This window comes from Peptoclostridium sp. AF21-18, assembly GCF_003478825.1.
Lineage (GTDB): Bacteria > Bacillota > Clostridia > Peptostreptococcales > Peptostreptococcaceae > Peptacetobacter.
The window spans coordinates 31,718-55,306 of sequence record NZ_QUGE01000015.1 but is presented as its reverse complement, the minus strand read 5'-3'; the positions used below and the strand labels follow the sequence as shown (position 1 = coordinate 55,306).

General features: G+C 31.3%; 18 protein-coding genes. 16 read left to right on the top strand and 2 right to left on the bottom strand.

Annotated features, from left to right (window positions below; translation table 11 throughout):
• The first annotated feature begins 449 nt into the window (after positions 1-449).
• The 7 genes from alr to DWX74_RS11400 all read left to right on the top strand — a co-directional run bounded on the left by alr (position 450) and on the right by DWX74_RS11400 (position 8,571).
• Entirely contained in the window at positions 450-1,616 is a 1,167-nt protein-coding gene (alr, locus tag DWX74_RS07485; protein WP_118549418.1) for an alanine racemase, read from the top strand.
• A 378-nt stretch (positions 1,617-1,994) separates the two neighbouring features.
• The gene (locus tag DWX74_RS07480) at positions 1,995-2,441 is read left to right on the top strand and encodes an RrF2 family transcriptional regulator (RefSeq protein ID WP_118549417.1); all 447 of its coding nucleotides are present in this window, start codon (positions 1,995-1,997) and stop codon (positions 2,439-2,441) included.
• Positions 2,442-2,728: 287 nt separating this feature from the next.
• A complete protein-coding gene (cooS, locus tag DWX74_RS07475; RefSeq protein ID WP_006439674.1) occupies positions 2,729-4,615 on the top strand; it encodes an anaerobic carbon-monoxide dehydrogenase catalytic subunit in 1,887 nt (628 codons plus the stop codon).
• Positions 4,616-4,628: 13 nt separating this feature from the next.
• Positions 4,629-5,075, top strand: a complete 447-nt coding sequence (locus tag DWX74_RS07470) for a 4Fe-4S dicluster domain-containing protein (RefSeq protein ID WP_006439675.1) — start codon at positions 4,629-4,631, stop codon at positions 5,073-5,075.
• A 4-nt stretch (positions 5,076-5,079) separates the two neighbouring features.
• Positions 5,080-6,297: an NAD(P)/FAD-dependent oxidoreductase gene (locus DWX74_RS07465; RefSeq protein ID WP_118549416.1), complete on the top strand. Its 1,218-nt coding sequence runs from the start codon at positions 5,080-5,082 to the stop codon at positions 6,295-6,297.
• 556 nt (positions 6,298-6,853) lie between these two features.
• Positions 6,854-8,212 carry a 23S rRNA (uracil(1939)-C(5))-methyltransferase RlmD gene (gene rlmD, locus DWX74_RS07460; RefSeq protein ID WP_118549415.1) on the top strand — a complete coding sequence of 453 codons (1,359 nt, stop codon included), beginning with the start codon at positions 6,854-6,856 and terminating at the stop codon, positions 8,210-8,212.
• Positions 8,213-8,259: 47 nt separating this feature from the next.
• Positions 8,260-8,571 (top strand): 4Fe-4S binding protein, encoded by a 312-nt coding sequence (locus DWX74_RS11400; RefSeq protein WP_118549422.1) that lies wholly within the window; start codon positions 8,260-8,262, stop codon positions 8,569-8,571.
• Positions 8,572-8,625: 54 nt separating this feature from the next.
• Here DWX74_RS11400 and DWX74_RS07450 read toward each other — a convergent pair whose 3' ends face one another.
• Complete coding sequence (locus DWX74_RS07450; RefSeq protein WP_118549414.1) at positions 8,626-10,035, bottom strand: glutamate decarboxylase; 1,410 nt, start codon at positions 10,033-10,035, stop codon at positions 8,626-8,628.
• 308 nt (positions 10,036-10,343) lie between these two features.
• Here DWX74_RS07450 and DWX74_RS07445 point away from each other — a divergent pair, with 308 nt between their 5' ends.
• The 7 genes from DWX74_RS07445 to DWX74_RS07415 all read left to right on the top strand — a co-directional run bounded on the left by DWX74_RS07445 (position 10,344) and on the right by DWX74_RS07415 (position 17,627).
• Positions 10,344-10,919: a TetR/AcrR family transcriptional regulator C-terminal domain-containing protein gene (locus DWX74_RS07445; RefSeq protein WP_118549413.1), complete on the top strand. Its 576-nt coding sequence runs from the start codon at positions 10,344-10,346 to the stop codon at positions 10,917-10,919.
• Between the two features lie 526 nt (positions 10,920-11,445).
• The gene (locus tag DWX74_RS07440) at positions 11,446-12,816 is read left to right on the top strand and encodes a radical SAM protein (protein ID WP_199647612.1); all 1,371 of its coding nucleotides are present in this window, start codon (positions 11,446-11,448) and stop codon (positions 12,814-12,816) included.
• Between the two features lie 2 nt (positions 12,817-12,818).
• Positions 12,819-13,679: a DegV family protein gene (locus tag DWX74_RS07435; RefSeq protein ID WP_118549412.1), complete on the top strand. Its 861-nt coding sequence runs from the start codon at positions 12,819-12,821 to the stop codon at positions 13,677-13,679.
• A gap of 487 nt (positions 13,680-14,166) precedes the next feature.
• Entirely contained in the window at positions 14,167-15,537 is a 1,371-nt protein-coding gene (locus tag DWX74_RS07430; RefSeq protein WP_118549411.1) for a peptide MFS transporter, read from the top strand.
• Between the two features lie 418 nt (positions 15,538-15,955).
• On the top strand, positions 15,956-16,189 hold the full coding sequence (locus DWX74_RS07425; protein WP_118549410.1) for a DUF1653 domain-containing protein: 234 nt from the start codon (positions 15,956-15,958) through the stop codon (positions 16,187-16,189).
• Positions 16,190-16,339: 150 nt separating this feature from the next.
• Positions 16,340-16,825, top strand: coding sequence for a nucleotidyltransferase domain-containing protein (locus tag DWX74_RS07420; RefSeq protein WP_199647610.1), 486 nt, complete (start codon positions 16,340-16,342; stop codon positions 16,823-16,825).
• A 28-nt stretch (positions 16,826-16,853) separates the two neighbouring features.
• Positions 16,854-17,627 carry a metallophosphoesterase gene (locus tag DWX74_RS07415; RefSeq protein WP_118549408.1) on the top strand — a complete coding sequence of 258 codons (774 nt, stop codon included), beginning with the start codon at positions 16,854-16,856 and terminating at the stop codon, positions 17,625-17,627.
• A gap of 105 nt (positions 17,628-17,732) precedes the next feature.
• On the opposite strand, the gene dinD is transcribed toward DWX74_RS07415, so the two are convergent.
• Positions 17,733-18,569 (bottom strand): DNA damage-inducible protein D, encoded by an 837-nt coding sequence (gene dinD, locus DWX74_RS07410; RefSeq protein ID WP_118549407.1) that lies wholly within the window; start codon positions 18,567-18,569, stop codon positions 17,733-17,735.
• Positions 18,570-19,858: 1,289 nt separating this feature from the next.
• Here dinD and DWX74_RS07405 point away from each other — a divergent pair.
• Positions 19,859-21,955 carry a hypothetical protein gene (locus DWX74_RS07405; RefSeq protein WP_147382055.1) on the top strand — a complete coding sequence of 699 codons (2,097 nt, stop codon included), beginning with the start codon at positions 19,859-19,861 and terminating at the stop codon, positions 21,953-21,955.
• Between the two features lie 170 nt (positions 21,956-22,125).
• Positions 22,126-23,589, top strand: coding sequence for a type I restriction-modification system subunit M (locus DWX74_RS07400; RefSeq protein ID WP_118549405.1), 1,464 nt, complete (start codon positions 22,126-22,128; stop codon positions 23,587-23,589).

The window sequence follows — 23,589 nt, the reverse complement described above, 5'->3', positions numbered from 1 at the left end:
AGTTTAAAGTGAATTTATTTATTTCACTTGTCCACTCAGAGGGGAGCAGTTCAGAAATCGACTGCAGATTGTCGAGCGGTATTTGTTTATAATCACAAGCAAAAGAGAAAGCTCTAAGAAAAAATTTTCAAAAGCCCTAAATACTAATCTTTTAGTTATTTCGTAGCAGTTTTCTATACTGTTTGATATATGGAAAAGATGGAACCGTAGTGTGTCAAAAACTAATGCAGTGTGGTTCTTTTTTTATGCGGTAAAGTAATTTATATTATTATATAGTTTATTAAGAGATTTTTGATTTTAGACATTGATATTTTAGTTTAATGATGTATAAAATTATTAATTGTTATATTTTTTAAAGAATTGTGTTGTTTAGATATAATTTGTTTAGATAAATGAAGTATTAAGGTTATTTAGATATATTAGTTTTAGTTTAGACTGGGGGTTTTGAGATGATAGATAAGAGTAGAATTAAGGCTGTTGCTTGGGCAGAGATAGATTTAGATGCTTTTAAGAGAAATTTAAAGAGCATAAGAAATGTTTTAAATAATGGGGAAAAAATTTGTGGAATCGTAAAGGCTGATGCTTATGGTCATGGTTCTGTTGAGATTGCAAAGACTTTAGAGGAAAATGATGTTGAGTATCTTGCAGTTTCTAGAGCTGAGGAGGCTATGGAGCTTAGAAGAAAGGGGCTAGATCTTCCAATTCTGATACTTGGCTATACTCCAGAGCAGAGATATAGAGATATAATCAGAAATGATGTTATGTTTACTGTTTATTCTATGGAAGACGCTGTGAAGTTAAATAAAGCTGCAGAAGATTTAGAGATGGACGCAAAGGTTCACATAAAGATAGATACAGGAATGAATAGACTTGGATTTAAGGTTACTGAGGAGTCTGTTCAGCAGATTAAAGAAATTAGCGAAATGGATAGAATTAGTATTAAAGGGATATTTACTCATTTTGCTGCAGCCGATGAAGTTGACAAGAGCTTTACAGAAATGCAGGGTGAAAAATTCAAGGATATGTTAAATAGATTAAAAGAAGAAGGCGTTGAAGTGCCACTAGTTCATGCGGCAAATAGTGCAGCTATAGTGGATTGCGACGATTTAAAATTCGACATGGTAAGAGCTGGGATAATCATGTATGGATGCTATCCTTCAGATGATATTATGAAAGAAAGAGTGCCTGTTGAGCCTGTAATGACTATAAAAACTAGAGTTTCTCACATAAAAACAATAGAGCCTGGTGAAAAAATAAGCTACGGATGCACTTACGAAGCTAAGGAAAAAGAAAGAATTGCCACACTTGCAATAGGATATGCAGATGGATTTGTAAGAGGAAGAAAAAATCCAAAAGTTTGTATAAACGGAAAATACTATGAAGTAGTTGGAAGAATATGTATGGATCAGTGCATGATAAAAATAGGAATGGACGACGGCATAAAAGTTGGAGACGAAGCTGTAGTATTTGGAAAAGGTGGAGTAAGCATAAGTGAATTCGCAGACGACTGCGGAACAATTGCCCACGAAATAATGTGCAACATATCAAGAAGAATACCTAGAGTATTCATCGAACATGAAGACATAATAAAATACGATGACTATTTAAGATATTAGTATTTTAAAAATTTAAAATAAAAAATTTTAACAACTAGGCAAAAAATTAAAAAGACTGACAATAAAACATTGTACAAAATATAAACCAGTGTACAAAAGCACGCAAATTTGCAGTCAACAATTTTGTTAAATATGTTTTCAGATTAAAGAAGTAGCGATTTATAAAAAATCTATTTGAAAAACAAAAAATAGGGAGAATATATGTAGCCGAACTCGACAATGCAACTCGATTGCCTGGAGAGAAGGCTACATATATCTCCCTTTTGTTTTTTCAAAAGATTTTATAAATCGTCTTATTTAGATGAAAAAAATTTAACAAAATAATGTTGACAAAAATTATCTAGTTTGATAAGATTAAGACATAGTAGGTGATGGAAAATGTTATTTACAAGGGAAAGCGACTACGCAATAAGAATTGTTAGAGCGCTAAAAGACGAAGAAAAATTAACAATTAAAACAATATGCGAAAGAGAATTACTACCAGAGGCATTTGCTTACAAGATTATCAAAAAGCTTGCAAAGAGCGAGATAGTAGAGATAAAAAGAGGAGCAAATGGAGGATATAGTTTAAAAAAAGACCTAAACGAACTAACTCTGTACGATGTAATAATCGCAGTTGATCCAGATTTTGCTGTTATGGAGTGCATACACAGCTTTTGCAACAGAAATGGTTCAAATGGGATGTGCAAAGTACATAAAGAACTGATATTTATCCAAAATCAAGTAGAGATGCTGCTAAAGAGAAGAAGTCTTAAAGAAATATTAGAGGATAGAAACTTTGAATGTAAATCTAAAGACTTCGATAGTAGAAAAAGTATATTGTAAAAAAGAGTATTAAAAAGTTAAATTTTGCATTATAAAAAATAAAAAAAGCTTGTATAACTTCAAGCTAAAAAATTTTTAGAATTAAAGTGGACTAAAATAGTCCAAACAAAAAACAAACTAAAATTTTAAAAAATGCAAATTGGCAAATAAGACGTCAAATAAAATAACAAAATTCATCAAGTTTTTAATCGAAGCAATAATAAATCTTTAAATTAAAGACAATTAAAAAACAAAAACAAGAAAAAAATAATTAAAAAAATTAATTTCCAATATCAGGAGGTAAAATTATGAATCATAAATGCTATGGCTGTAATACATGTAAAAGTGCAGACAAACCTTTAGAAGGTTACATCAGAAACCTTCCATTTGAAACATCTCATCACAGAGTAGACACTCAGAAAACTAAATGTGGATTTGGCTTACAGGGCGTTTGCTGTAGACTATGTTCAAATGGTCCTTGTAGAATAACTCCAGAGTCTCCAAGAGGGATATGTGGAGCAAATGCAGACACAATAGTTACAAGAAACTTTTTAAGAGCAGTTGCATCAGGATCAGGATGCTACATACACGTTGTTGAAAATACAGCTAGAAACGTAAAAGACGTAGCTCAGAAAAAAGGCGAAATAAAAGGAATAAATGCGTTAAACAAATTAGCAGATATATTTGAAATACATGAAGAAGATATGCACAAAAGAGCAGAAATGGTTGCAGATGCTGTATTAGCTGATTTATATCTTCCTGAATTTGAAGAAATGAAATTAATCAAAAAAATGGCTTATGCTCCAAGATATGAAAACTGGAAAGAACTTGGAATACTACCTGGTGGGGCAAAATCAGAAGTATGTCATGGTGTTGTAAAATGTTCAACAAACTTAAACTCAGACCCAGTTGATATGTTAAAAGACTGCTTAAAACTAGGAATTTCAACAGGTATATACGGATTAACTCTTACAAACCTACTAAACGATATAGTTTTAGGAGAGCCAGAAATAAGACTTGCTCCTGTAGGAATGAGAGTTGTAAACCCTGATTACATAAACATAATGATAACTGGACATCAGCACTCAATGTTCACATACCTTCAGAAGAGATTAACTGAAGAAGATGTTGTTAAAAAAGCTGAGGCAGTTGGAGCAAAAGGATTCAAATTAGTTGGATGTACTTGTGTTGGACAGGACTTACAGCTAAGAGGTGCTCATTATGAAGATATATTCGATGGACACGCTGGAAACAACTACACAAGTGAAGCAATACTTGCAACTGGTGCAATAGATGCAGTTATATCAGAATTCAACTGTACACTTCCAGGAATCGAGCCAATATGCGACGAATTAAAAATAAAACAGATATGTATAGATAGCGTTGCTAAAAAAGCAAATGCAGAATTAAAAGAATTCGACTTCGAAAACAGAGAAGCTGTTTCAGAAGAAATAATAGACAAAATAATAGAATCTTATACATCAAGAAGAGGAAACGTTGAATTAAACTTATTTGAAGATCATGGATTCGACAATGCACTAACTGGTGTAAGTGAAGGTTCATTAAAAGATTTCTTAGGTGGAAATTGGAAACCACTTATAGACTTATTAGTAGCTGGAGAAATAAAAGGTGTTGCAGGAGTAGTTGGATGTTCAAACTTAACTGCTGGAGGACACGATGTTTTAAGTGTTGATTTAGTTAAAGAATTAATATCAAGAGATATAATAGTTTTAACTGCTGGATGTTCTTCAGGAGGAATAGAAAACTGCGGATTTATGAATCCAGAAGCTGCTAAATACGCTGGACCAAAACTAAGAAAAGTATGTGAATCTTTAGGAATACCACCAGTATTAAACTTCGGTCCATGTCTAGCAATAGGAAGACTAGAAATAGTAGCTACAGAATTAGCTGAAGCTATAGGTATAGATTTACCTCAGTTACCACTTGTATTATCAGCAGCTCAGTGGCTAGAAGAACAGGCACTTGCTGATGGATGCTTCGGACTTGCTTTAGGATTACCACTACACTTAGGATTACCTCCATTTGTAACAGGAAGTGATGTAGCGGTAAAAGTATTAACTGAAGATATGAAACAGTTAACAGGTGGACAGGTAATAATAAACCCAGATGCAAAAGAAACAGCTGATATTCTTGAAAAAATTATAGAAGAAAAACGTGCTGCACTTAATATCTAAGGAGGGCGCCTATATGAAAAGAATAATTGTAGACTACGAAAAATGTGATGGATGCAAAAACTGCTCAGTAGCATGTATGCAGGCTCACAGAAAAGATGAAGGCGATGTATATACACTAAACCTTCTTGACCCAGAAAATGAATCAAGAAACTTTATATATAAAGACGAAAAAGGAAATTATCGTCCAATATTCTGCAGACATTGTGATGAACCAGAATGTGTGATGTCTTGCATGAGTGGTGCTCTTAAAAAAGACCCAGACTCAGGACTTGTTACATACGATGAAAAAAGATGTGGTTCTTGCTTTATGTGTGTAATGAACTGTCCATTTGGTGTATTAAAACCAGACAGAATAACTAAGACAAAAGTTATAAAATGTGATTTCTGCTTAGAGCATGGTGGAGAGCCAAGTTGCGTAAAATCATGTCCTAAAAAAGCAATTCATGTAGAGGAGGTGTAGGCTGATGAAGTGTGTAATTATCGGTGTAGGGGCTGCAGGTATTACAGCAGCTGAAGAATTAAGAAAATTAGACAAATGCTCTGAGATTACAATGGTTTCAGAAGATCAGTTTGTACACTCTCGTTGTATGCTACATAAATATATATCACATGAGAGAGATGAAAAGACTCTAAACTTCACAAGCGAAGACTTTTTCGAAGTAAACAATATAGATTGGAAAAAGGTTGGAGTTGATAAAATAGACACAGCTAATAAGGAAGTTGTCCTTTTAGACGGTGATGTTGTAAAATACGATAAGCTTCTAATTGCAACAGGTGCAAATAGTTTCATACCACCAGTTGGAGATTTTAGAAAGGCATCTAATGTGTTTGGTCTTAGACATTTAAGAGATGCTCAGGCAATAGATAAGATGGCAGAGGAATCAGAAAAGATACTTATCGTTGGATCAGGTCTTGTTGGACTTGATGCTGCACATGGACTTCTTGAAAGAGGTAAGGATGTAACAATAGTCGAAATGGCTCCTAGTATACTTCCTGTTCAGTTAAATCCACATGCAGCTGAGGAATACCAGAGAAAATTTGAAGAAGCAGGTGCAAAATTCTATCTTGGATGCAAAGCTGATAAGGCTGAGTGCTCTGAGGACGGAAAGATTCACGCAGTTACATTTGATACAGGAGAAACAGTTGCTTGCGATATGATAATCGTTGCAGCTGGGGTTAGACCAGCAGTAGGATTTTTAGAAGGAAGCAATGTAGAAGTAGACAGAGGGATTGTTGTAGACGACTTTATGAAAACTAGTGTTGACGATGTTTATGCAGCAGGAGATGTTGCAGGTCTTTCTGGAATATGGCCAAATGCTATGAAGCAGGGAAAAACTGCAGCTAGAAATATGACTGGTATGGCGGAAAAATACGAAGATAGATTTGCTATGAAGAATACTATGAACTTCTACGGACTAGTTACTCTTTGTCTTGGAAATATAAGAGAAGAGGAAGGAGACAAGGTTGTAGAGCAAGAAGATTCTAAGAACTACAAGAAGGCAGTTGTTAGAGATGGTAAGCTTAAGGGAATTCTTCTTCAGGGCGATATTTCTCATTCAGGAATTTGGCAGTATATCATTAAGAATGAGATAGATGTAGATTTTAAAGATAATATTTTTGACATAACTTTTGCTGATTTCTATGGAACAGGAGAAAGAGGAAAGTATATCTGGAATTACTAAAAAATTACTACTTAGGAAAGAGTGGATAAGTCAAAATTTACCAATTTATTGTTACTATACGAAGCATATGAGATATATACAAACTTCTCTCCAGGCTTCGGCGTGAGTGTAAGCGATGCGTTTCATTGTGAATAAAATACACGCCTGCAGATTGTCGAGAGAGTTTGTATATATAACTCATATGCTACATACTATCAATAGTTTTGGTAAATTTTGATTTTATCCACTCTTTTTAAGTTAGTAAATTTGTAGTAGCTTAAATATAAAGGACTGCTTAGAAAAATATAGTAACAGTTGAAATTTCTCCTTTTTGTTATATATAAGTATAATATTTTTTTAAATAGTTTACATGAAGCTGATATAACTAAGTTTGTTTGAAAAATAGTATAGAGAATGAGCCTTGTACTTGAGTACAGGGCTTTTTTCTGTTAAAATTAAATTTTGAGAATAATAATTTTTAGGTCTGAAAAAGTCAAAAGTAAGTGATTTTGAGAAACAATAATTTTGTAAAGAATTTGATTGAGATAGATGAAAATTTTAGAAAATGGAGGATATTATGCTAGAGAAAAATAAAGAGTATGTAGTAGACATAGTGGATATGGGTGAGTCTGGTGTCGGGATTGGTAAATACGATGGATTTACAGTTTTTGTGGACTGTGCATTAGTTGGAGAAAAAGTTAAGGTAAAGATAAATAAGTCTAAGAAAAATTATGCGGTTGGTGATCTTGTTGAGATTATCGAGCATTCTCCATACAGAGTAGATAGAGTTTGCGACGATAGCTTAAAGATGTGTGGTGGTTGTCAGATTCAGGAGCTTGACTACAATAAGCAGCTTGAGCTTAAAACTAACGAGGTTAAGCAGGTTATTTCAAGAATTGGTAAGATTGAAGGTGCGACTATACACGATACAATAGGTATGGAAACTCCATTTAGATACAGAAATAAGGCTCAGTTCCCAGTTCAGATGAGAAAAGGAGAGCCTGTGATTGGGTTCTATAAAAAGAAGAGCCACGAGGTAATTCCAACAGCTAAGTGTATGATTCAGCACGAATTAAATGACGAAATAATAGAGGTTGTTAGAGAATTTATTGTCGAAAATAATATAAGTGTGTACGACGAAGTGAAGCACAAAGGACTTTTAAGACATATAGTTACAAAAATCGGATTTACAACTGGAGAAGTTATGGTTGTATTAGTTGCGAATGGAAAAAATATCCATAATATAAACAAACTTGCGAAAATGCTTGAAGAAAGAATAAAAGGATTTAAGACTTTAGTTGTAAATGTAAACACAAATAAAACAAATGTAATTCTTGGAAGAGAGAATAAAGTTATATGTGGAACAGGGAAAATCAACGATTATATAGGAAATCTTGTGTTTGAAATATCTCCACTTTCATTCTTCCAGGTAAATCCAGTGCAGACAGAAGTGTTATACAACAAGGCTTTAGAGTATGCAAATTTAACTGGAAATGAAACAGTTTTCGATATATACTGCGGAATTGGTACAATTTCTCTGTTCTTAGCACAGAAAGCTAAGAAGGTATACGGAATTGAGATTGTTGAGGATGCGATAAAAGATGCTAAGAGAAATGCAGAACTTAACGGACTTGAAAATACTGAATTCTATGCTGGAAAAGCGGAAGAAGTTGTTCCAAAGATGTACAAAGAAGGAAAGAAAGCAGATGTTGTAGTTGTCGACCCACCAAGAAAGGGTTGCGACGAAAAAGTGCTTGATACTATAGTTTCTATGGATCCAGAGAGAGTGGTTTACGTTTCTTGTAACCCATCTACTTTGGCGAGAGATTTAGCGTATATGGACGAGAGAGGATTCAAATGTGTTGAAATTCAGCCAGTTGATATGTTCCCTCACAGTGTACATGTGGAAAATGTAGCATTATTAGAGAGAAAATAAAATACATTATATTTATTGCGTTGATAATCTTAGTGCCAGTTTCCATTATGCAAGATAAGAGTATATTTGGAGATGCTAAGATATTTGTAAAATTATTTGGATTTAGTACAGTATTTTTGATGTCACTATTCATATTTAGACCGTTTTGCAAATATTTTTGTCCTTTTGGGGTATTTTTAGGTTTGTTTAATAAAATATCTCCGTTTAGATATAAGGTGGATAGCAGCTGTAATAAGTGTGGGCTGTGTCGGAAAAAATGCAAAATGGGAATAAAACCGTATGAAAATCCAAATAGTGTGGAGTGTATAAGATGTGGCGAGTGTATAAATAAATATGTGAAGAAATCAATTCATAAATAAGAAAGGGATTGCTACAGAGTTTAACTGTGACAATCCTTTTTTTCTTATCTTTTTCTATCTTCCTGTGTGGTTTAAGCTCGCAACATCTTCCTCATTCAAATGAGAAACAACTCTGTGAGTTTCAAAATACTTCAACGTTCTCTTAATATCCTGCATAAGAAGTGAAGCCATATCTAGTCCAAATCCTTGTCTAACAAGAACCCTCTGAACAACTACATTATCAGCGTATTTTGGAAGAGAATACGCAGGAACTAACCAGCCTCTACTTCTTAACTTATCTGCAAAATCGTATAAATTAAACGAAACCTCTGAGTCTTCTTTTAATCTCCATGTAACTGCAGGGATACCTTTGTTTGGATTTCCGTCAAAAATTATCTCAAAAATACCTAATTTTTCAATCTCTTTAGCTAAATACTGGGCAGTTTTGTAGCAGTTCATGTGTACTTTTTTATATCCATCAAAACCAAGTCTAAGTAACTGGTAGTATTGAGCTATAATTGGTCCAGCTGGTCTTGAGAAGTTAAGCTGGAACACAGACATATCTCCACCTAAGTAGTTTACGTGGAAAATTAAATCATCAGGTAAATCTTTTTCATCACGCCAAACAACAAATCCACATCCTAGAGGAGCAAGTCCAAATTTGTGCCCTGATGCACTTATTGATTTTACTCTAGGAAGTCTAAAGTCCCATTTTATCTTAGGTGAGCAGAATGGTGCTAAAAATCCACCAGATGCTGCATCTATGTGCAGATCTATATCTAAACCAGTCTTTTCTTCAAGCTTATCAAGTGCGTGAGAAAGTTTTTCTATAGGTTCGTACTCTCCTGTAAATGTAAGTCCAAGAGTTGTAACGACACCGATTGTATTTTCATCTATATATTCAAGCATAGAGTCGGGATCCATATAATATCTGCCTTCTTCCATTGGAATTTCTCTAAGCTCTATACCCCAATATCTTGCAAATTTTTCCCAAACAACCTGAACAGGTCCTGTAACTAGGTTTGGTTTACTTATATCTTTATCTTCTGCAATACGTTTCATTTTCCAGCGATGATACATCGCAAGCCCTCCAAGCATACAAGCTTCTGAAGAACCAACAGTAGATGTACCTATTGAAGTCAGCTCATTTGGAGAATTCCATAAATCTGCAAGCATAGAAACTATACGGTTTTCAATCTCGGCAGTTTGAGGATATTCATCCTTATCTATCATATTTTTATTCATTCCAATTTCCATTATTTCTTTGATGTACTCGTCTTCATAAGTCTGAGTGAAGGTAGCTAGATTTTGGCGGGCATTTCCATCTAAAAATAGCTCGTCTTTTACAATTTCTAAAATAGCCTTAGAGTCAGATTGTTCCTTTGGAATTTTATATTTTGGTAAAATAAATTCTGAATCTTTAGAAGCGAAAATAACATCTTCATCGACTTTATGGTCAAATTTGTGTGTCTTATACATCATCATAAATGCATCTCCTTTAAAATAGATAATATGTTTATTATAAAAATATAATTTGATGAAAAGTATATTTATCATAATAAATTGCAATTATATTTGCATCAATTTTAACACTGAGAAAAATTAGTTGCAATAAATATGAAGAAAAACACACAAACATTAGTAAAATAGGTGGATTATTATGTGAAAATGTGGATAAAAGAAGAAAATATGATAGAGTAAAATGATTTTTAGAGTGAATAATGTGATATAGTATTATTATTGGTATAATTATGTAAAACGAATTATTTTGATGATGTAAGGGAGGTTTTTTAATGGCTGATTCTAATATAACTAAAAAAGCTTTGGCAGACTCTTTAAAAGAGATTATGAAAACTGTACCGTTTGAAAAAATAACTGTGACTCAAATTTGTAGTGGATGTGATATGAATAGAAAAAGTTTCTATTATCACTTCAAGGATAAATACGACTTGGTAAACTGGATTTTTGACACAGAGTTTTCTAAATTCGCAACTGAGCGGAATTTAACAGAAAACTATGATGAAAGAATTTTATTAATAGAAAAAATGTGTAACTATTTTTACAATAATAGAGAGTTCTATCAAAAGGCATTAATGATTAAAGGACAAAACTCATTTTCAGATCATTTCTGGCAATATATACAGCCCTTAGTTAAACAAAGAATACTATATTTGTTGGGTTCACATATAAACAAGAATGATATAAAAGTAGATGAATTTACAGTAGATTTTTTAACTGATGCTATTTTGTGTGCAGTTGAGCGATGGCTTTTAAATAATGAATTTATGCATGTAGATGAATTTTTAGACAAAATATTAGTAATTGTTAGAACATCAATAATGCTTATACAGAAAGAAATGGATATGTAAATTTTTATGAAAAATAATAAACTGAAAACAAGAAAAATCGGTAGGAAATATAACCTACCGATTTTTTTATTTCTGCTTCAAAATTTAAAAGTATATTTAAGTTTCGTATTAAAGGTAAGTAGTCGCTAAAATAAATTAAATATTGAAAACTAGTTTTGGTATATTTTCATATTTCTATTTTGTTTAAAGTTCTGTTAAGGTGCAGAGTTTAACAGCTTTTCCAAAATTGATTGCCTATAAAGTAAATTCTATTAATATACAACTCTTACATAGAGTATGTTGATTATATAATTAACTTTATTTTGAAATATTATACTTATTGCTTGTTTACAATGATAATCTCAAAGGACTTAATAAACAATAGACATAATTTACCAACTGTCCTAAAATGTAACAAAAATTTATATTTGTAACATTTTTGGACAATTGTATTGTTTTGTCTAATGAAATAAAATTGTATTATTTTTATAATTTGTTTAAATGAACCATCTATATAAAATATTTCAATTGAAAGGAATGAATTCAAATGAATATGAACAATAGTATAAAATCTAGTATGCAAAATTTTGCAGTTGACAAAGCACTAAAATACATAGAAGGAAACCCAGGAGAAAATATACCAAAACTTATGAAGTTGGTAGATAAACTGACTCCTGAGTATTGGTATAAAAGTCAGCGTGATGCTATTAGAACTGCGATAGAGGAAAAAAATCATTGGTATCAGTTAATCTTAAAAGTATATGACTTAGATCCCGGTGTTAGAAGAGCTTTCTTTGAAAACTTCTTATTCAATGCCAGCCTAAAAGGAAGTGCTATACAGCATGAAGTGTCAGAAAGAGAAGGATGTAACGTACCTTGGGCTATATTATTAGACCCAACTTCTGCTTGTAATATGCACTGTACTGGATGTTGGGCAGCAGAATACGGAAATAAATTAAACCTAAGCTTAGAAACAATAGACTCAATAATTCGCCAGGGGAAAGAAATGGGAACATATATGTACATATACACTGGTGGAGAGCCTCTAGTTAGAAAAGAAGATTTAATGAAAATTTGTGAAATGCATCCAGACTGTGCATTCTTAGCATTTACAAATGGTAGCTTAATAGACGAGGAATTCTGTAATGAAATGCTTCGTGTGAAAAACTTTGTTCCTGCTATATCTCTTGAAGGCTTTGAAGAAGCAAACGATGGACGTAGAGGAGAAGGTGTCTACCAGAAAGTACAGAATGCAATGAAATTATTAAAAGAACATAAATTACCATTTGGAATTTCAACTTGCTACACAAGCAAAAATGTTGAAGATGTAAGCAGCGAAAAATACTTTGACTTAATAATAGATAGCGGTGCGTTATTTGTATGGTTCTTCCACTATATGCCAGTTGGAAATGATGCAGCAGTTGAGCTACTACCTAGTCCAGAGCAGAGAGAGTTAATGTTTAACAAGATAAGAGAGTACAGAAAATGCAAACCAATATTCTCAATGGACTTCCAAAACGATGCTCAGTACGTACATGGTTGTATAGCAGGAGGAAGAAACTACCTACACATAAATGCTAAAGGCGATGTTGAACCATGTGTATTTATACACTATTCAAACTGTAATATTCACTATACTAGCTTATTAGACGCATATAAGAGTCCATTATTTATGGCTTACCACGACAATCAGCCATTTAACGACAATATGCTTCGTCCATGTCCAATGCTAGAAAATCCTGAATATTTAAGACAGATGGTTAAAGAAACAAAAGCAGAAAATACTGACTATCAGAGCTTTGAAAGTGTAGACCATCTATGTGATAAGACTGTTAAATACGCTGAAAATTGGAAGCCTACAGCAGATAAACTTTGGCATGGATGCAGTGGCTGTGATAATTGCAAAAAGGGTGAATAACTATGAAAGAATATCAAATATTTACTGACGCAACTTCTGATTTACAGGAGGATTTAGAGTCAGTAAAAGTAATACCTATGAACGTTGAAATTGGAGAAGATGATTATGTATATGGACCACAGGGAAATATTTCCTGCAAAGAGTTTTACGAACTGCAAAGACAGGGAAATTATGCACATACTTCTCAGATAAATGTATTAGAATACGAAAAATATTTTGAAGAGGCACTAAAAGAAGGGAAGGATGTTTTATACATCAGCTTCTCTTCTGGAATGTCTGGAACATATCAAACTGCATGCCTTTGTAGAAACGAGCTTATGGAGAAATATCCAGAGCAGAAGATTGTATGTGTAGACAGTCTTTGTGCTGCAGTAGGAGAGGGGCTTCTTGTTAAAGAGGTCGATAAAAAGAAGAGAGAAGGTTTATCAATGAATGAGCTTGTAGACTGGATAGAGGACAACAAGATGAATCTATGCCATTGGTTTACTGTAGATAATTTTGATCATTTAAAACATGGAGGAAGAGTATCTGCAGTTGCTGCAACTCTTGGTAATACATTAAATATAAAGCCTCTTTTACGTGTAGATGAAGAAGGTAAACTTCGGGTTGTCAAAAAAATTCGAGGACGTCATAAAGCTATGGCAGCTCAAGTTGAATGTATTGCAAGGACTTGGAACCCAGAGATAAGTAAATCTGTAGTAATAGCTCATGGAGATGATTTGAAAGCTGCAGAAGAACTAAAAGAGTGTGTGGAAAAGAGATTGCCAGATGCAGAAGTTTGCATATCTGAAATAGGGCCAATAATAGGTGCGCATACAGGCCCAGGAGTAATGGTACTTGTATTTTGGGGATTAGAAAGATAGAAATTTATCAAAATTATTTTGTGAAGAATTTACAAAAAATGAAAAAAATGTGAATATAAAAATTCAAATTTGGAAAGAATAAATAATTAATTTAAAATGGTAAATTAAATTTTATTTAGTCTATTAATAAAAAAATACAATTGATTAATAAAAGAAAATGTGAAGAGATATCGTTTTTTGTTGTTTTAGCAATTTAAAGATAATAAAATTATATCAAAAAGCTATTAATTTTGGCATAGGTAAATTTTCTTAAATTATAAAAAATTGTAAAAAAAGAAGTAAAACTTTATATAAATAACAAAATTCAAGTTAAAAATACAATTAGCTAATAATAAGTAGGTTAAATTTTGTTTGCGCCTTAATAAGTGCTGTGATATAATACATTTGGAAATGTTTTGTGAAAAAATAAACCAAAGCTCTATTTACTAATTTATTCACAAAACATAAATTATATCAAAATATCAAAAATCTTTTAGGGAGGGTAAAAATGGAAGCAACTAAAACTAAAAAGAAAAAACCATTTGGCTTTTATGTATGTGCTTTAGGATTCACATTTGAACGTATGGCATTCTACACAGCAAAATACTTATTAGCTATATGGATAGTAACAGAAGTAGCATCTGGTGGATTAGGATTACCAGATGAAAAAGGTGTTGCAATGTCAGCAGCATTTGTAGCATGGACTTATATAACACCAATATTTGGTGGATACATAGCTGACCATTGGATCAGTCCAAGAATATGTGTTCCAGTAGGTATGATACTTATGGGACTTGGATATTTATGTACTTGGAAAGCAGATTCTATGGGATTAGTTTGGGCAATGATAGTATTAGTTTCAATAGGAACAGGATTATTCAAAGGTAACTTATCTGGTATAAATGGATTATTATTCCATAACTCAGATGAGCTTGATGAAGCGTTCTCAATTCAGTACTCATTCGTAAACGTTGGTTCTTTCATAGGAACAACATTTATAGCAATGTTAGCTACTACTGGATTATTCGGTATAAAAACAAGCTTCAACACTGTATTCTTAATATGTGCGATATTTATGTTCATAGATGCAGCTTGGTTCATATTAAATGGTAAAGCTTTAGGTGATGCAGGTAAAGAACCTTTCAAAGCTGACCAGCGTGAATTCGAAACTGTAGCTAAAAAAGATGATGCAGCTGGAGATAAATTAACTTCAGGAGATGCAAAACGTATAGGAGCTATAGTATTAGTTACATTATTCTCAGCTATATTCTGGATGGTATGGTACATGGCTTACATGCCAGCATACTACAGATTTGGATGGGGAGATGGTTCATCTTACATGAACTTAGCAAACTGGTATATAGGAAGTTTCCAGATACCAACTTCTTGGTTCGACTCAATGAACGCATTAGTTTGTATAGCACTTGGACCAGTTCTAGCTGCTGTATGGGCTAAAATGGCTAAGAGACCTCAGGGAGATATAAGTATGTTCAAGAAAACTGCACTAGGTATAATACTAGTTGGTGTTTCTTACATAGTAATGGTTGTAGCTGATAAGATAGCTATGGCAAACGGACAGTGCTCATTCTTATGGTTAGCACTTGTAAGTATGCTTATGTCTTTAGGTGAAATGATATTCTCACCATTAGGAAACTCATTTATATCTAAGTTAGCCCCAGCTAAGGTTCTAGGATTATTACTTGGATTCTGGCCAATAGCTGTTTTCATAGCTCAGTATATATACCCAAGTCTATACGCTTGGTTAAAAACTTTAAACTTCACTGTTGGTTACGGTGGTTTAGCTGCTGTAATAATAGCTTTAGGTGTAATACTATGGTTATGCAGTGGTAAACTTGATGAAATGGAAAAAGCAGAATAATTTTATAAACGAGATGCCTCAGTTTTCTAGGCATCTCTTTTTTATTTATTTAGAGGTGAAGGTGAAATTTTTCCGTACATTTTAAACTAAGGCTTAGCTTGAATACACTCCCATTCTCCAGGCTTCGAACTTTGCAACCTTTTGTTAGCTTTTCAAGCTAACAAAAGGTTGCAAAGTTCTGCAGATTGTTGAATTTGGAGTGTATGTCAAGTTAAGCCTAAAAGTTAGAAAACTTTACGGAAAAATTTAAACCTTCACCTACTAATATAAAGCTAAAAAAGGAGATGCTAGAGAAAATATGAGGCATTTCGTTTGTAAGAATTATTTCTTTGGAAGATGGGGGAGTGGGTTTGGTGTATGTTTTTTTGAAAAATGGGGTATTATATAATTAGTATATATTTTTGGAAGGAGTTTGGTTATGAGAGAAGTTATTATTAATAGGTTATATAGACATTTTAAGGGGAATTTGTATTATGTTAAGGATGTTGCTCAGCATACGGAAACTGGTGAGATGATGGTTGTGTATCAGGCGATGTACGGAGAGTATGGGACTTTTGTTAGACCAGTGGATATGTTTTTAGAGGAGATAGATCCTAAGAGAGAGGGAAATGTTACTGGGCAGAAGTATAGATTTGAGCTTTATGAGAAGTAGATGCATATTTTTATATAAATAAATATGCAATAATTGCGTAAAAATAAAAATAAAAGCATGTAATAATTGCGTATTATATCATATAATAATACGCAAAAGTTGCGTATTTTTATTGCGTATATTATTTTTTTGTTGTAGAATCACTGTGAGGTGATAAATTTGAAACTTAAAAATCTTCGTAAAGAGAAAAAATTAACTCAAGCTAAATGTGCTGAATATCTTGGAATTCCACTTCGAACATATCAGAATTATGAAAATGATGAGTCAAAATCGGGCTCTATTAAATATGCATTTATGTTACAAAAGTTAGAAGAATATGGGGTTATAGATGAGAGCCATGGTGTTTTAAGTATAGAGCAAATTAGAGAAATTTGTACGAGAGTATTTGAAGGTTTGAAGATAGAGTATTGTTATCTTTTTGGCTCTTATGCTAAAGGAACAGCAAATGATAATAGTGATGTAGATCTTATGGTAAAGACTGATATTTCAGGTTTAAAATTCTATGATTTGATAGAAAAATTAAGAGAAGAGTTAAATAAAAAGGTTGATTTACTTAATTTTGAGCAATTGAATAATAATCTAGATTTAATAAATGAAATATTAAAGGATGGGATAAAGATATACCAGAATTATTAAGGTAGTTAAAGGAGAGTTTTGATTAGTGATGAGATATTATGTTGTTTCAGATGTACATGGATTTTTTAGTGAGATGAAAGCAGCTCTTGAGGAGAAGGGCTTTTTTGAGGATAAGGAGCCACATAAGTTGGTTGTTTGTGGTGATTTGTTTGATAGAGGAACTGAGGCTTTGGAATTAGAGGAGTTTGTTCTTGATTTGATTTCTAAGGATGAAGTTATTCTTATTAGAGGAAATCACGAGGATTTGCTTATGGAGCTTTTACATGGTTGGAGCAATAGGAGTTATTTTCAGATGCATCATTCGTCAAATGGTACGTTAGATACAGTTTGCCAGCTTACAAATTCTAATATGGACGAGATTTATTATAATCCTGACGATGTCGCTAGGAAGCTTATCAGAAATGAGTCTATTAGAACAATTATACCGAGAATGGTAGACTATTTTGAAACTGAGAGATATGTTTTTGTTCATGGTTGGGTTCCTTGCACTCAAGTATATGACAAGACAAAGTTAATAGGTTATGAGATAGATGAGAATTGGAGAGATGCTAGTATCAAGTCTTGGGAAAAGGCGAGATGGATCAACGGTATGGAGGCTGCACATTATGGTGCGAAGGTCGATGGAAAGACTGTTGTCTGTGGGCACTGGCATTGTTCTTTTGGGCATAGCAAGTATGAGGGAGATGGCGGTGAGTTTGACAATAAGCCTAACTTTGATACGTATTATGCAGATGGAATTATTGCTTTGGATGCTTGTACTACGATTTCTAAGAAAGTTAACTGTATTGTTGTTGAAGATTAAAGAGGATATTTTTATTGAATGTAATTACTTTTATAAAACTAGACCATTTTCCTGATGTTAGGAAAATGGTCTAAGTATTGGAAAATCTACATTATAGAAAATAAACTATTTTTTTATTTTCTTTTTTTGCTTCTCTTCTTTTTCAAGTTCTTTTATACTTTTAGTTGGAGTTGGTAAATCTTCTGGCATTGTTCCACCAAGTTCTTTGATTGTGTTCCTAACTACTTTTCCAACTTCAAAATGTGTATTATTAGCATTTTCTTTGCCTTTAATTTCTTCTCTTCTTAGTTTATCTTCCGTTTGAGTTGCTCTGAATAGATTTGCTGCAAGTTCCGTACTTCCCATGTGGTCTAATATTTTTTGATTTTTTTCAAGTCCTTTTTTAGTATGTATCCCCTTAGCATCAAGTCCACCATATAAGCCTTTATATCCAAAATTTTGAAAGCGTGCATAATCTATGGCTGTTTTTACACCAGCATCACTAGCAGCATTCACCAAATGTTTATTGTGTTCTTTTAAATCTTTTCTTATAGCAAGTCTTTTTTGTTCCTCTGATAGGGAGTCAAAGTTCTCTTGAAGTTCTTGCTTTCTAGTTTGCATAGAGAAATATGTTTGTCCTAGAGCTACTATGGATTTTCTTGGATCTGAATTTTGAACAATTAAGTAGCAGGCATATCTTGTAAGTTTTATATCTTCAATTTTACGAGTAGCATTATTTGATAAAGTTATATTTTTATTTATGTATATAAAATGATCTATTATATTTAACCCACTATTTAAGCAAGCTTCTTTAGCTTTATCGATAACTTTTGTGAAATTACGCCACTCTCTATACTCAAATATAAGCTGTAAATCTCTTGCATACCAGAACTCTACTCCATTTTCGTCGATTTGTTTAATTTTTTCAAATACGATATCATTGTAATTTTCTATATCATTCATAAATAATTTTATATTCTCCTTTTGTTTTTATTTTGTTTAAAAAGTAGAAAGAAAAATATCAGCCAAAATATACTGAATAATAAAAGTAAATTATTTTAAATTTTAAATCGATATTATCCATAAGATTCTCCTTCCTAAGTAAAGGATAAGCAGAAAAAATTGAATATATTCATATTACAGTTGATTTGAATAATAATAGATTTTAGATTAATAATAAAAAATAAAATTATCTAAATAAAATAAAGTCTAATGTAAGTGAAATTTATTGTTTTTTTGAACATTTTGCCGACGTCGGCAAAATGTTCAAAGTCTTGAAAATACTAAATTTAAAGAAAAGAAATTTTTAAAATGTATGGATGTTAGATGTATATCAAATAAAAAATAAGTAAAGTTTAATACAAGTAAATTTTTGCGTTTTTTTGAACATTTTGTTGACGTCAACAAAATGTTCAAGATATTGAAAATACTATATTGTTAGAAAAATAAAAAATGAAAAAAATAGTTTAAATGGATTATATTAAACTTAATATTATAAAGGAATATAATTAAAAAAATATAAAGCTGATAAAATCTGCTAGTATTTGTGTATGAAATGAACTATGTTCAGTAGTTATGGTTGGTGGGGTATCGTTGAAAAATAAATCTATCAATGCTATAATAAATTATCTGATTTTTATGACAATTCATAGATATGAGGAGTGTGAAAGAGCAAGGTAAAAGTAAGCAATAAAAACTAGATGCTTTAAGTTAAAATTTCACTAGAAAAGAGGGATATTTATGAAAAAATTAAAAACATTATTATCATTGGTAATTGCGACATCATTGACAAGTATGTTCTGGCCTTCAGATACAAGCTTACCTCTATCACAGCCATACGCATTAGAGGGAGGAAATAGTTGAATAAAATTTTGAAGTTTTGGAGATAGTTTTTGCTATCTCCTTTTTTATTGTAATATATACTATTTAATATAAATAAATTTATGATAAAAGATATAATATAAAGTAGGGCTATTATATTGAGAGGAGAATATACATTTATGAAAATAACCACGAAAGAAGTTAGTAAATTAATTAAAAATTTAATATGGGTATTTTGTATATCATTGGTTGCTTTTTATTTTATAAAAATTCCAACTGAAATTTATGTTTTTATTATTTTAGGAACATTAATTTATATACTAATTGAATATAGTATAAGTAAAAATTTAGTATTTTACTTAAATATTATGGCATATTATGTTGTAAATATATTTTCATTTTTAATAGTTAATATATTTCTTAATAGATGTATGAAGTATCCTATATTTAGTAATATTAAAATAGAATTATTTAAAATTAATCTAGAACAGAATAAAGAAGTACTAAAAATACTATTAATACCATTAATATTATTTTTAGTAATAGTTATATTATTTAATTTAAAAAATATTTTTAAAAGTAAAGTGCATAATAAAATAAATAATAGACTAGAAGATAAAAAAGAATTATTTGAAGAAAGAAAAGAAGATTTAAAAAGGCTTGAAAAGTACCTAAATGATTTTAATATTGTTGGGATTGATGGAGATTGGGGAAGTGGGAAATCATTTTTAACAGATCATTTAGAAGGATATATAAAAATAAAAATAGATTTATTAGCGTGTAATGAGGATGATATACAAATAGTAGTATTGAATGAATTAGATAAATTATTAAAGAATCAGAGAATATTTTCATCATATTCTCCTAAGCTAAAAAAAATACTTAGAAAAGAAAGATTTTTTGAAAATATAGGAGATGTACTTGTAAATGATGATACTCTATATTCAGACGTATTGACTGGACTCGCTAAGGATTTAGATAAGATAGATGGAACGATACTTATTATATATGAGGACTTGGATAGAGTAGAAGATACAAATGTTATAAAGAAAATATTAGGCATATCTGAAAAAATTTCTAGTAGCAAAGTAAAGATATTGCATCAATTTTCTGGAAAAAATCTCAAATTGAAGGGTATAAATAGAGATTACTTAGAAAAGTATATTCCATTTATTTTAAATATTACAGAAATACAATTTAATTCTATTCTGAAATATTTATTAAAAATGAATAAATATAAAAATTGCAAATTAAAAATTGAAGATTTTAATTTTTTTGGATTTGATACAATAGATGTATATATTGGTTCAAAATATTATTTTACAATTAGAAAAATAGAACACTTTTTAGATGAAACTATAAGTGTTATAGAAGAACAAGATAGGTACATGAAAAATAAAAGTACTGTAATAGCTTTGATTTTCATAAAACATTTTTGTGAAGATATTTATATAAAGATTATACCAGGTGAAAGTTTATTAGATACATTTTTATTAGAATACAATAAAGAAAAAGGTACTGTAGAAGATTGGATTACTTACTGTGAATATAATGACTTAGATATAGAAAAAATACTTATTAAAAAAGAAAATAAAATACCAATATTTATTTTTGAATTTTTTGGATATAAATTCGCAAATGAAAATGCTGAATTAGAGTTAAAATTAAAGAATCAAAATATAAATAGAGAAAAGGATAGAATAATTTGGAATATAATAAATAGTGGTAAAATGGAATACACATACTATGAAAAAAATACAAGTCTTTTTATGAAAGAGGTAATAAATAAAACGAAAGAAGAAAGAGCTAAATCATATGAAAAATTTATGAATGATTACTATGATGATGAATATAGTAAAAGAGTAATGAAATTTGGAAAAGAAATAAGTAAAGAAGGTGAAATATTTAAATCTTTAAATATAAAAGAAATTAAAAATGAAGAATGGATTGAAGTAATAGATTTTTATTTTGAATATTATAAAGTAAAAACAATAACTTTAGAATTGATAGAGTGTCTAAGTTATTGTGATTTAACATCTAGAAGAAACTATATTTATATTTTAGAAAAATTTAATAACTTGAATATTATAGGTAATTTAAATTATTCTTATATTTATAATAAGCATTTTTTAATTAAATATTTAAAACAGATTCAAATGTTAGGATTTTGTAAAACAGTTTATGATTTAAACTATTTATATGGATTAGAAACATATGTAAAGAAACCATATGAATTAATAAATAGTGTATTAAATCCAATAAAGAAGAGGCTAAATGAAAGTTATGATAATATTAATATTGAATGTGTAAGAAACGATATCAAAATTATCATAAATTTTATAGATAAAAATGCACAATTAATAAATGATCCACGATATTACAGTAGTAAAGATATTTCTAAAGAAAATTTAAATGATTTAGATTATATAACGAAAGAAGATAAATTAGATATTTTTGAAATAGAAAAAGGATATTGTCAAGAAATTTTTACAGTAGAGGATATAAAAAAATTTATAGAAAAAATGTAGAAATAATATAGTAATTAACAAAAGCTCCATGTGATTGAATAAATTACAAGGGCTTTTTTTATTATTCAAAAGAAAATAACTATTCGTTTACATAGATAAAAACAACAAAACATAGTAAAATAGAATTATATAAAACAAAAAAATCAAAATAAAAAAAGAGAGGACAAAAAATGATAACAGGCGAGTTAAAAAATAAAGTCGATAAAATATGGGAGACTTTCTGGACTGGAGGAATCACAAATCCACTAGAAGTTATAGAGCAGTTCACATACCTTCTATTCATAAAAGGTCTTGATGAAACAGAAACACTAAACGAGGAAGAAGCTGAAATACTTGGTCTTGATTTTGACAGAGTATTCCCAGAGGACAAGCAGCACCTAAGATGGAGCAAGTTTTCAAATGAGGGAAATCCAGAAAAAATGTACGACATAATGGCGAACGAGGTATTCCCATTTATTAAAAATCTTCATGGTGACGAAGAATCAGCCTATGCAAAATATATGGGAGATGCTATTTTCAAAATACCTACTCCTTTAATGCTTGCGAAAATTGTCGACAGCATAAACAACCTAGAACTAGACAGAGATAAGGACACAAAAGGGGACTTATACGAATATTTACTATCAAAAGTGGCAGCAGCAGGGACAAATGGGCAGTTTAGAACGCCAAGACACATAATAGATATGATAGTCAACCTTATGCAGCCAAAAGCAGATGATATAATAGTCGATCCTGCAATGGGAAGTGCTGGATTTTTGGTGTCAGCACAGCAGTATTTAAGGGATAACAGAGCGGAAATGTTCCTAGATGCAAAACTAAAAAATCACTTCAACAACGATATGTTCTACGGATTTGACATGGATAGAACTATGCTGAGAATAGGTGCAATGAACATGATGTTACATGGGGTGGACAACCCTAACATAGAGTACAAAGACTCGCTATCAGAACAGAATACAGACAAAGAAAAATTCACTCTAGTACTTGCAAATCCACCATTCAAAGGAAGCTTGGACTATGAAGCAGTTAGTGCGGATTTATTAAAAGTTACAAAAACTAAAAAAACAGAACTTCTATTCCTAGCATTATTCTTGAGAGTGCTAAAAATGGGTGGAAGATGTGCGTCAATCGTGCCAGATGGAGTACTTTTCGGAAGCACAAAAGCACACAAAGAGATAAGAAAAGAAATAATCGAAAACCAGAAACTAGAAGCAATAATATCAATGCCGAGTGGAGTATTCAAACCTTATGCTGGGGTTTCGACAGCGATAATCATATTCACTAAAACTAATGCAGGTGGAACTGACAAGGTTTGGTTCTATGATATGAAGGCTGACGGATACTCACTTGACGATAAGAGAACAGAAATAGACGAAAACGACATACCAGACATAGTTGAAAGATTTAATAACCTTGAAAAAGAGGCGGACAGAAAGAGAACTGAGCAGAGTTTCTTTGTAGATGTAGAGGAAATCAGAGAAAATGGATATGACTTGAGTATTAATAAGTACAAGGAAATTGTGTATGAAGAGGTTGAATACGATGCACCGAGCGTGATTTTAGGAAGAGTGAAGGAGCTTGAAGGTGAGATAGCTGCTGGAATTGAAGAATTAGAAAGAATGCTAGGGGTGTAG

Bases quoted from the DNA above. Each gene is read 5' to 3' on its own strand.
- alr (WP_118549418.1), top strand. From the start codon at position 450: ATGATAGATAAGAGTAGAATTAAGGCTGTTGCTTGGGCAGAGATAGAT.
- DWX74_RS07480 (WP_118549417.1), top strand. From the start codon at position 1,995: ATGTTATTTACAAGGGAAAGCGACTACGCAATAAGAATTGTTAGAGCG.
- cooS (WP_006439674.1), top strand. From the start codon at position 2,729: ATGAATCATAAATGCTATGGCTGTAATACATGTAAAAGTGCAGACAAA.
- DWX74_RS07470 (WP_006439675.1), top strand. From the start codon at position 4,629: ATGAAAAGAATAATTGTAGACTACGAAAAATGTGATGGATGCAAAAAC.
- DWX74_RS07465 (WP_118549416.1), top strand. From the start codon at position 5,080: ATGAAGTGTGTAATTATCGGTGTAGGGGCTGCAGGTATTACAGCAGCT.
- rlmD (WP_118549415.1), top strand. From the start codon at position 6,854: ATGCTAGAGAAAAATAAAGAGTATGTAGTAGACATAGTGGATATGGGT.
- DWX74_RS11400 (WP_118549422.1), top strand. From the start codon at position 8,260: ATGCAAGATAAGAGTATATTTGGAGATGCTAAGATATTTGTAAAATTA.
- DWX74_RS07450 (WP_118549414.1), bottom strand. From the start codon at position 10,035: ATGATGATGTATAAGACACACAAATTTGACCATAAAGTCGATGAAGAT.
- DWX74_RS07445 (WP_118549413.1), top strand. From the start codon at position 10,344: ATGGCTGATTCTAATATAACTAAAAAAGCTTTGGCAGACTCTTTAAAA.
- DWX74_RS07440 (WP_199647612.1), top strand. From the start codon at position 11,446: ATGAATATGAACAATAGTATAAAATCTAGTATGCAAAATTTTGCAGTT.
- DWX74_RS07435 (WP_118549412.1), top strand. From the start codon at position 12,819: ATGAAAGAATATCAAATATTTACTGACGCAACTTCTGATTTACAGGAG.
- DWX74_RS07430 (WP_118549411.1), top strand. From the start codon at position 14,167: ATGGAAGCAACTAAAACTAAAAAGAAAAAACCATTTGGCTTTTATGTA.
- DWX74_RS07425 (WP_118549410.1), top strand. From the start codon at position 15,956: ATGAGAGAAGTTATTATTAATAGGTTATATAGACATTTTAAGGGGAAT.
- DWX74_RS07415 (WP_118549408.1), top strand. From the start codon at position 16,854: ATGAGATATTATGTTGTTTCAGATGTACATGGATTTTTTAGTGAGATG.
- dinD (WP_118549407.1), bottom strand. From the start codon at position 18,569: ATGAATGATATAGAAAATTACAATGATATCGTATTTGAAAAAATTAAA.
- DWX74_RS07405 (WP_147382055.1), top strand. From the start codon at position 19,859: ATGAAGTATCCTATATTTAGTAATATTAAAATAGAATTATTTAAAATT.
- DWX74_RS07400 (WP_118549405.1), top strand. From the start codon at position 22,126: ATGATAACAGGCGAGTTAAAAAATAAAGTCGATAAAATATGGGAGACT.